6 protein-coding genes are annotated in these 7,180 nt (G+C 61.6%); all 6 read right to left on the bottom strand.

The features are described from left to right. The coding region (locus tag AC1D1W_RS19190) for a LamG-like jellyroll fold domain-containing protein (RefSeq protein ID WP_476944524.1) at positions 1–2,569 on the bottom strand (2,569 nt) is incomplete at its 3' end. Positions 2,570–2,673: 104 nt separating this feature from the next. Beyond that, positions 2,674–3,435 (bottom strand): hypothetical protein, encoded by a 762-nt coding sequence (locus tag AC1D1W_RS19185; RefSeq protein ID WP_243180552.1) that lies wholly within the window; start codon positions 3,433–3,435, stop codon positions 2,674–2,676. Then, entirely contained in the window at positions 3,432–4,055 is a 624-nt protein-coding gene (locus tag AC1D1W_RS19180; protein ID WP_308197238.1) for a CDP-alcohol phosphatidyltransferase family protein, read from the bottom strand. Before AC1D1W_RS19180 ends, AC1D1W_RS19185 begins: the two co-directional genes overlap by 4 nt. A gap of 173 nt (positions 4,056–4,228) precedes the next feature. After that, positions 4,229–5,425: a DUF1972 domain-containing protein gene (locus AC1D1W_RS19175; RefSeq protein WP_476944523.1), complete on the bottom strand. Its 1,197-nt coding sequence runs from the start codon at positions 5,423–5,425 to the stop codon at positions 4,229–4,231. Between the two features lie 72 nt (positions 5,426–5,497). Further along, entirely contained in the window at positions 5,498–5,956 is a 459-nt protein-coding gene (locus AC1D1W_RS19170; RefSeq protein ID WP_243180547.1) for an FAD synthase family protein, read from the bottom strand. A gap of 10 nt (positions 5,957–5,966) precedes the next feature. Then, positions 5,967–7,180: sugar transferase (locus tag AC1D1W_RS19165; protein ID WP_476944522.1), on the bottom strand; the 1,214-nt coding region annotated here is incomplete at its 5' end.

The following is a 7,180-nucleotide window of genomic DNA, read 5'->3' as shown; positions in this document are numbered from 1 at the left end:
CCTCCGTGTAAACCGTGGGGTTGGAGAACTGGGCGTCGGACGAGAGCAAGCCCGATGTGCCGTCGAATTCGACGGCTGTATTAGTCACTCCTGCGAGCGCCCCTGGGCGTCCCAGACTCGTTCCGCTGACGAAGGTACCTGTATTGCCTACCGCACCGCTGTCGGCTGCCGTCGTTCCCGTAGTTTCGCCCACCCTCCAGTACAGGTCCGGGTTGAGCTGGAACACTGCCTTGCCGTAGTTGTCTACAGGCGCAGTGGGCAGGTTAAGGGTGCGGCCGGAGGCCTGGAAGTGGTTCTGGACCTGGGACAGCCCCAGTACGGTCGGGTAGATGCTTACTTCATCGATGCTTCCCTGGAAGTAGCTACTTGCGGGCTGCGACGGCCAGCCGTTGAGGTTGTCGCCACCGATTCGCCAGACCCCGGTGTAGGGCTGTCCGCTGGTCACGTCCGCGCGCTTCGCAATTCGCTTTCCGTCGACATATAGCAMCATTCCGTTAGAACCAAGGCTGACGGTGACTTGGTGCCACTGCCCGTCATTGAAACCGGCGGAGCTTTGCAGGGTTTCCGTGTTTCCGGTGTAGACGCCGTAGATGATCCGTCCTGCGTTGTCCATGTAGACGTGGCGGTCATAGCTGCCGGACTCTCCTGTCGGGCTATTTCCAAAGCCGAGTATCTTGCCTCCTGAAGTGCTTGTGGTCTTGAACCACGCTTCGGCCGTGAACGTGTCCGGGCCTTGGATCCGGGTCTGGGTAGCCCCGAACCCGGTATTCGTTCCGTCGAAGGTGGTTGCAGCGTTCGTGTCCCCGGTGATGGCGCCGGCGGTTCCGCGTGTTGCGCCGGTCCCTAGGCTGATATCGCTCCAGCCGGCCCAGTCTACGGCGGTCCCTCCGCTGCCTTCGCCCAACCGCCAGTAGTCAGCCGCACCGTCGTCGAGAACGCCACGGGCATAGTCACTGACGCTCCCGGCCGTGGCGGTGGTGACGCTGACGGCGTTCGATTTCGCGGTGTTGCCGAAGGCATCGGTGGCGATGATCTGATATGTGTGGGTGGATCCGGCCGCCAGTCCCGTGTCGATGTATCCCATGCCCGGCCGACGCCAGAAGTCGGACTCCTGTGTTTTGGTGTAGATCGGCGTGGCAGTCTTTCCGTCACGGATGAGCTGGTAGCTCAGGTTTTGATTGTCCTTATCCCAGTTCGCCTGCCAGCTGACCCTCGCCGTTCCGGTGGCGGTGCTGATAACGGACGGGTTGAAGGCGGCGCCTGTGACCACCGGGCCCTGCTTGTTTGGCGCAATGCCCTTGACTGCAAACCGGACCAGGCCCTGCTGGGCTTTTCCGTTTACGCTTGGGAACTCGCCGCCGGCGACGATGTATTGGTTGTTGCCGGTGATGTTCCAGGCGGCCTGGGATGCGCCGCTGAACGTGCCGACGGCGAATTCGGGGTACCACTGAAGGAGAGACGGCGAGGGATTCCCGGCAAAATTGAAGTATCCATAGGGATCATCGGTCAGAGTGCCCGTCGCTGCCTTGCTGAACGCCAGTGCATGATTGAATGTCCACTTTGGCGACGTCTGGGGAAAACCGCCGATGTTTCCGCAGTAATGGGCATGACTTACGGTGTAGACGGCTGTATCGGATGCGTAGACGCCATAGGTGTCGCCGTGGCAGTCCTCGACCCACTTGATGGCACCGTCGGACCAGTCAGCGGAGAATGTTCCCTCCAGGTTCCCGCCGTTGCCAAACACGTAGCCCGTTCCGTAAACTCTTGTTCCGTCGCTGGCGAGGCTGAGGATGGCTGCTTGTGGCCCGCCGTTCCTCACCAAGCCGTTCGCGGCCCACGGCAACAGCCCGCCGGTGTTAGTATCGACTGCCCCCAGCCCGTAGCCGGGGTTGCTCGAACCGTTGAGTGTGGTGAAGCCGCCCCCCACTACAACCTTGGAGTCATCCGGTGAAACGAGCAGCGTGTTGACGTCGCCGCCGGCCGGGACCGGGTTCCAATTCAGCAGGGTAGCGTTTGACGTCGACACTGCGGCCAGCTTGGGGCGGCTGACCGATCCGACGCCGCTGAACCACCCGCCCATGTAGACGGCGTTGTTGGATGCCGTGAGAGCCACCACACGCGAGTTAACTTTCGGCGCCCAGGACGTGATCAGCGCACCAGTCGTGGGGTTCAGCGCAGCTACATAGGGCCGTGCTACGCCGTTCACCTGCGAAAAGGCGCCCCCGACGAAGAGCTTGGATCCGTCTGGTGAAGCCGCAATGGTTTTCGCCATGCCGTTCAGGCTGGCGGTAAATGTCGTAATCAGATTTCCGGTTGTGACGTCGTAGGCCAGGATATTGTTCCGGGCGACGGTGTTTGTTCCCGGTGCGGCGCCGGCCGGCCTGGCCGTGTTGAATTGTCCTACCGCGTAGGCCACGTTGCCGATGATGACCTGCTGCCAGACGATTCCATCGATCTGCACCGTGGGCAAAGCATCCGCCGAGACGGTGACGGGTGTGGCGGGGTTGGCGGGATCAAGAGGAGCGGTGTCGGCCGTAACGGGAGGAGCCGCGACCAGGGCCATCGACATAGCAACCGCGGAAGCGAGCAGGACGGCGCCAAGCTTCCTAGGCCCGTTACCGGGCCAGCGTCGAGAGCGGTTTGTTGGAACGGGTTGGGGACTGGACGGTTCGATCATGGCTTACCTTCTGTCGGTGCGGCACCTTCGAATGCCGCAATAGGCGAATCAACCTGAAAATTCACGAGAACTCGAACCTTGTCCCGTTGGTCTACGGGAACCAGGAAAACATACGTTGCCGAGCCGGACTCCCCGGGGGCGATCGTGGGGGGAAATTCGGACACATCAGGCCCGCTGAGCGTGATGGAAGGCAGATCCTCCGCACCTGCGCTGACGTTCACTACGACGTCCGCCGTCGTAAGGGGGCGGTCCGTGCTGTTGTGGAGAGTGACGGTGAACCGGAGGGATGGGCCAGCGACCTCACCGGCTTTTTGAGCCTGTCCCTGGACGCTCTCAAACTCGGTGATCTCGGCGGTGATGCCTTCCCGTATGGATGCTGGTTGATCCAGCGGGACCGGCGGCGCGACAGGCTGGTCCACGTTGGCAAGCTGCGCGTCGCTGCCGGTCGCGGGCGCAGGAGCCGGGCTGGCCGCCGTCGGCTCCGGGGCCGGCGCGGAAGCCGGCGAGGCCGGGGCAGTTGTGCCGCCCGGCAAGGATTGCATTGCCGTCTCCGTCGGCGTCGCTGTCGGTGTCGGCGTCGCAACAACCCCGGTTGAGGAGCCAGCTAGACCCGCGGGACGGTGGTTGGAGGACTGGCTGGTCCCCCAGATGATGGCTCCTATCAGGAACACGGTCAGGATAAATCCGATCACCAGGAACTGGACTCTCCGCCGGCTGTCCAGGGGACGGCCCTCTGCAGTATTCGTGCTGTTATTCATGATTCGCTCCGAGTTGAGACCAATTTGGATGTTGAGAGGCTTCTCATATCGCCAAACCACCGGGTCGAAGCCACTGCCAGATGCATTGCGTTGAGCGCGAAGAACAAGCTGTAAACCGTGAAGAAGGCAAGCGGGGCCCCCAGCAGCAGGAACACCAAACACAGCACTCCGTAGTCAGTGGGGACTAAAAGCGCAGATTTGAGCGCTGACGACTTCCTGGGGATGGCAGCGCGGCCGGACTTCAGCAGCACCACTGCCTTGAGCTGATCGTTCAAGATCATCGCAAAGAACGACACGGTTCCGACGATGGCGTAGCCAATCGGAACCAGGAGCCATCCATCCGAGGGAAGCTGGAAATGGCGGAAGGCCGCGATGAGAACGGCAAGGTGCAGGCTGACGATCTTCGTACTGTCCACGACGTGGTCCAGCCATTCTCCGGCCACGGAGCCACTCCCTTGGAGCCGCGCCAACTGCCCGTCTGCGGAGTCAAAGATGTATCCCAGCGCCAGCGCTGCCCAGACGAGTGCCCCGACCCACCCAGCCGGGGCGGTCGTGGCCAGCAGGATTATCCCGCCAAAGGTGAAGGTTGCACTGACCGCGGTGACCTGGTTAGGGGACATGCCGGCGCGATACGCTGCTGCCGCGACGAATCTGCCGGCCCGCCGGTTGACGAGTATGGAATATGGCGGGGCCCCGGCCGCTACTGGTTTCTGGGCGGATCCCAGCGCTGCGAGCGTTCCCTTGAAGCCGGTCCGCGGCGGTGACGTCCGAGCATGCTGTGCTCCTACCCTGCTCACGATGCCACCCGGCTTTCGTCCTGCGCCCGTCCGGCGGCAGGGGGTTCGCTGTTTTGAGCGTGGGTCAGGGCACCGGAGTCCAGCCCGTAGCACAGCGTTTCGTAAAGATCTGCCACCAGGTCCCAGTCGTACTTCGCCGCAATTTCCCGGGCTTGGCTCCCTCTCGATTTGGTTCCGGCGAGACGCGCCTCAGAGTCCTCGGCCAACCGTGCGACGTCGGCCGGGTCGCGGAAGTATTCGCCGGCTGACTCCAGCACCTCGCGGTTGAAGTTGACGTCAAAAGCGTTGGTCGCCGTACCCGCACCGATCGCCCGGAGCAGGGAAGGATTGGTGCCCCCGACAGAATGGCCGTGCCAGTAGACCAAGGCGTTGGCGTACAGCTCATCCAGCAACTCCTGGTCCCAAACCCCGCCGAGGAATCGCACTCTCGAGTCTGCGGAATCCTGTACCTTTTGGCTGTACTCCTGGCCGTAAGGCGTGGTTCCCACGACGACTAAGGGGAGCTTGGCGGCGCTCCGGACATAGCCTTCAACGATCATATGAACGTGGTTTTCCGGCTCCAGCCGGGCCACCACGAGATGGTACTGCCCGGAGGACAGGCCAATGCCCGCGAGACGTTCCGGCTCCCGGGGCGCAAGTAAGGGTGCGCCGTACGAAATCAGCTGGGTGGCGGCATTGAAGGTGGCGCGGTAGTAGTCACGAATCCCGGCTGCATCTGCAATAAGGGCATTGGAAAACCGGACGGAAAATCTCTCTGCCCAGCGGTAGTACCGTTTCCCGAGGGTCCCCCACTTGGCCCGCTTCCATTCCAGGCCGTCCATGTGGGTGGCCACTGGAATGCGCGCCAACCGGAGAAGGGGAAGCCAAGGAGCGTTCGCTGCGTTGAAAACGATTGTGGCGTCAGCCCTGCGGAACAGCAGATGAGCCACCGACAATCCGGTGTGGCTCAAAGTCTCGAGTGAGCGTCGGCGGAGTGCCGGCAGATGCACAAGCTGCATCCCCTCGTATTCCTTGACGCGGGTGTCTATGCCGTTTCCGGAGCGGCAGTAGACCGTTACCAGATGGCCCCGCTCAGCTAGCCTGCGCCCCACTTCCTCGACACAGGTTTCGAAGCCGCCGTAATGTGCGGGCACACCCCGTGTCCCGACCAGTGCAATACGTAATCCGGCACGCCGAACAGCTTTATGTTTCATTTTTCCCCCCCGGGGACTTTGTGGTTTTAGAGAGACCTGCTGGCTGGCCCCGTGGGGCCCGAACGTTTTGAATTAGGGGATGCCTTGCAGGGGCACCCACCCCTGAGCGTCGGAGTTTAGGAGCTCAAGGGTCCGGCGAATGGCTGTGCTCGACGTGTGCACGGTGTAGGGAAAATAGACAACGTCCACGCCCACTGCCGCGAAATCTCGTTCAAGCTCCAAGCCCTTGGGCGTGCCCCTCCAGTCGTCCCCTTTGAAAAGAACGTCGAAGGGATTGGAACGCCAGGTGTCGATCTTGCGCGGGAGGTGTTCAGAAATCGCATCATCTACAAATCGGATATTGCGAACGATTTCCAAACGTTCTGCCAGCGGAATTATCGGCGGCTGGCCCTTGGTCTTGACCAGGAGCTCATCGGTGACAACGCCGGCAACCAGGAAGTCGCATTCCGCTTTGGCCTGCCGCAGCAAATTCAGGTGGCCTACATGAAATAGATCAAAGGCGCCCGCTGCATAGCCGATTCGGGGGGTCATAGCATCTCCTTCAGTACGCACCGACGGGACTGCGCATGGCTCTAAAGGTTCTCCACAGGATGACGAGGTCGCCCGTGAGCGACCAATTCTCCACGTAATAGAGATCCAGTCGGACGCTCTCCTCCCAGGGGAGGGTGGAACGGCCGTTGATCTGCCACAACCCAGTTATCCCGGGCTTAATCAGCAGCCGGCGGTGGGTGAATTTCTCATAGCTCTGGACTTCGAGAGGCAGCGGGGGCCGGGGACCGACCAGGCTCATTTCGCCGGTCAGCACATTCCAGAACTGGGGCAGCTCATCGAGGGAGAACTTACGCATCCATTGCCCGCATTTTGTAATTCGTGGATCATTTCGGATCTTGAAGAGCGGGCCGGCACCCTCGTTCAGGTCTCGCAGGGAGTCGATGTCGGTTTCAGCGGCCTGAACCATCGTCCGGAACTTCAACATGTGGAAGGGAACGCCGTTCTTGCCCGCACGTACCTGGCGGAAGATGACTGGACCCGCGCTGTCGCGCTTGACGATGACGGCCAGGATCAGCATTAGGGGCGACAAAACCACCAGCGCCGCTGAGGCAGCCACGACATCTACTACGCGTTTCAGTACGTGCTTGCCGCCGGCATACTGAGGGAGCTCCACATGCACCAGCGGCAATCCGTCTACAGGGCGCCAGTGGATTCGCGGACCGGCAACGTTTGTGAGGCGTGACGCCAGGACGAGTTCCGTTCCGGTTGCCTCGAGCTTCCATCCCAGTTCCCGGATGTACTTGCTGCCTCCAGGGAGCGGGCCCGCAACGATGACGGCATCCGCGCCTGCGACTTTGACCATCCGTGAAATCTCAGCCAGTGTCGAGAGAACCGGAATGCGGTACCAGGGAGGCCGCAGCTCCAGGGACTTATCCAGGGTGGACAAAGCCACACCGGAAATCTGATAACCGGCGGCCGGATTCAGTTCGATCTGGTTGATCACGTACTCGACGTCCGGCGTATCTCCGATCACGATGACGCGGGAGAGGTACTCGCCCCGGCTCCGCTGCTGGTTCAGCCACTTCCGCCAAAGCCACCGGCTTCCGGTGAGCAGCACAAGCCCTAGGGGCAGGGCAATCGCAAAGTAGCCCCGTGCGACATCGAAACGGACAAAGACCATTGCTATTGCCAGGACACCGAATAGCTTGAGCGTGGCTTGAACTACCCTCTTGTATTCAGTTGCGCCTGCACCAAACGTCCGGC

This window comes from Arthrobacter sp. P1_B4, from assembly GCF_056406555.1.
Note: the sequence above shows the minus strand (reverse complement) of the source record. Positions and strands in the feature narration are given on the sequence as shown.